At 75.8% G+C, this 2,754-nt stretch carries 3 protein-coding genes; 2 read left to right on the forward strand and 1 reads right to left on the reverse strand.

The window, feature by feature from the left end; genetic code table 11:
- On the forward strand, positions 1-1,117 hold a 1,117-nt coding region (locus tag ABD317_RS35590), incomplete at its 5' end, for an outer membrane protein assembly factor BamB family protein (RefSeq protein WP_344295927.1).
- Between the two features lie 37 nt (positions 1,118-1,154).
- Here the strand turns inward: ABD317_RS35590 and ABD317_RS35595 are convergent.
- Entirely contained in the window at positions 1,155-2,036 is an 882-nt protein-coding gene (locus tag ABD317_RS35595; protein WP_344295930.1) for an NAD(P)-dependent oxidoreductase, read from the reverse strand.
- Between the two features lie 94 nt (positions 2,037-2,130).
- Here ABD317_RS35595 and ABD317_RS35600 point away from each other — a divergent pair, with 94 nt between their 5' ends.
- Positions 2,131-2,565 carry a winged helix-turn-helix transcriptional regulator gene (locus tag ABD317_RS35600; protein WP_344295934.1) on the forward strand — a complete coding sequence of 145 codons (435 nt, stop codon included), beginning with the start codon at positions 2,131-2,133 and terminating at the stop codon, positions 2,563-2,565.
- Positions 2,566-2,754 lie beyond the last annotated feature (189 nt).

A 2,754-nucleotide genomic window follows, 5' to 3' on the forward strand; every position in this document is an offset into this window, starting at 1 on the left:
GTGGCGGTTCCGGATGTCGAACGACGTCTGGGGCAAGCCCGTCGTCTCCGGGAACCTGCTGTACGTGACCTCCTTCGAGGTCCACGCCCTGGACGTGGCCAGCGGCCGGCGGCAGTTCAAGACCCGCGAGGTCGCCTGGTCCATGGCGCTGTCCGAGGGCCTCATCCACGCCTCCGACGGCCCCAGCCTGTACGCCCTCGACGCCGCCGACGGCCGCGAGCGCTGGCGCCAGAGCACCGGCGGCTGGGTCTACTCGCTGCAGGTCGCCGCCGGGACCGTCGTCACCGGCACCCGCGGCGGCGGCATGCAGGCCCGGCAGGCGACGACCGGCGAGCCGCTGTGGGAGCTGAACGGGGCGCAGACGGAGTTCGAGACGCAGGAGGCCGGGCCGCTGGTCCACGACGGCACGGTGTACGTCTGGGGCGACGGCCGGCTGCGCGCCCTGGACACCAGGTCCGGCGCCGAGCGCTGGTCGTACCCGATCGGCGACGCCGCCGCCTGCGGCGGCGTCCCGGTGCGGCTGCTCCCGGCCGATGCCGCCGCCGGGCCCACGCTCTTCGCGTCGGCGGGCAAGCGGGTGCTCGCGCTGGACGCGGCGTACGGCACGCTGCGCTGGACGTTCGAGGCCCCCGCGGTGATCCTCAGCCCGCCCGCGTACGCCCCGGGCGCGGCCCTGACGGGCGGCGGCGTCTTCGTCGCGGACCACCTCGGCACGGTCTACGCCCTCGACGCCGCCGACGGCCGCGAGCGCTGGCGCATCGCCACGGAGGCCCGCCAGTCCATCGAGCCCGTCCTCGTCGCGGACGGCCACGTCCACGTCGGCAGCGGCTCCGCCCTCTACACCCTCGACGCCGTCGCCGGCACCCCGATGTGGCGCTTCGCCACCCGCGGCGACCTGATCGGCGCGCCGGTCGCCGCGGACGGCCGCGTTCACTTCGGCTCCGCGGACCACTGCATCTACGCGGTCGACGCGGTCGGCGGCCAACTCCGCTGGAAGCTGGCCACGGACGGCGAGATCACCGGCTCCCCGGTGGTCGCGAACGGCGTCGTCTACGCCTGCAGCAAGGACCGCTGCGTCTACGCCCTGGACGCGGAGAAGGGCACGGCCCGCCGCTGACGGCCCGCCGCCGGCAGCCCGCGGGGCACGTCCGGGGTCAGCCGAGCAGGAGGTCGACCATGCTCCGCGGCGCCCCCTCGCCGGTGCGCTCGGCCAGGCAGCGGCGCATCAGCTCGAAGTACGGGGTGAGCAACTCGGGGCTCACGCCCTGCTGGCGGGCGGTGTCCAGGAACGTGGGGGTGCCGGCCACCTGCATCGCGAGGCTGGAGGCGTCCTCCTCCGACTCTCCGCCGACGCCGAGTTCGGCGGCGACTCCGTGCACCATCGGGATCATCGCCGTGAGCCAGTCGGCCAGCAGCCCGGCGAACTCCGCCGGGTCCACGTCCTCGCGGCGGATCAGGGCGAAGGCGTGCGTGACGCCGGCGAACATGCCGTACATGGCGCTCAGCAGCGCCACGTCGTGCAGCGCCGCGGAGCCCGGGTCCGCGCCGGCGTACGCGGTGCCGGCCGGGACGGCCAGGACCTCCCGGTGGCGGTCGAACAGCTCGCACGAGCCGCTGTAGAACACGTAGCCGCCGGCCTCCGGCTGACCGATCATCGGCGGTACGGCCATGATCCCGCCGTCCAGGTACCGGGCACCCCGCTCCCGCGCCCACGCGGCGCGGGTACGGGCCTGGCCGGGGGTGCACGTCGTCAGGTTGACCACGTCCTTGCCGGCGAGGTCGGCGTCGGCCAGCACCTCGCCGACCGACGCGTCGTCCAGCAGGCAGACGACGACCAGGGGGCCCGCCGCGACCGCCGCCGCGGCGCTGTCGGCGGTACGGGCGCCCTCGGCGGCGAGCGCGTCGGCGCGGGCGGGAGTGCGGTTCCAGACGGTCGCCGAGTGGCCGGCGGCGAGCCAGGCGCGGGCCAGCGCGGTGCCCATCGCGCCGAGGCCGAGGAGGGTCACGGGGGTCTTGTCATCGGTGTGCGGAGTCATGACGACAAGGCTGGTCACAGGCACGTGGGTGATCAAGTACGCACTTCGGAGTGGGTGGTTACCCTGGGGTGAGCGAGCAGGTGGAGGGCAGAGCATGACCACGCTCAACCGGCCGGGCGCACCGGACGGCCACGTCTGCGGCATCGACGCCGCGATGGAGGTCATCGGCGGCAAGTGGAAGGTGCTGATCCTCTGGGCGCTGGACGAGCACCCGCCGCGTCGCTTCGGCGAGCTGCGCCGGCTGCTGCCGGGCGTCACCGAGAAGGTGCTCGCGTCGCACCTGCGCGAGCTGGAGGCGGACGGGATCGTCCGGCGGGTGTCGTACGAGGAGGTGCCGCCCCGCGTCGAGTACTCGCTGACGGACGACGGCATCCGGCTGAACGCGGCGCTGGTGCCGCTGGCCGCTTGGGGCAGCGAGCGGGCCGGCGCGGAGCGGGCCGGCGCCCGTGAGCACACCGGCCACATGCGGACCGCCGCCGACGAACCGGTCACCCCCGTACCGCCGACCGCCGCCCGCGGCCGCGCATAGCCCCGCCGGCCGCAGCCCCCCGACGTCAGCCGCCGAGTCCGCCCCCGGCCCCCGCACCGGGCTCCCCCGCACCGGACGACCCCGCGTCCGGCGCCACCGCACCCGGCGGTCCCGTGCCGGCCGACGCCATCCCCGCCGCCCGGGGCCTCCGTCACCGCCGTGTACCGCTGCGCCAGCGACCCCAGCGCC

Source organism: Streptomyces synnematoformans, from assembly GCF_039531005.1.
In the GTDB taxonomy this organism is placed as follows: Bacteria; Actinomycetota; Actinomycetes; order Streptomycetales; family Streptomycetaceae; genus Streptomyces; species Streptomyces synnematoformans.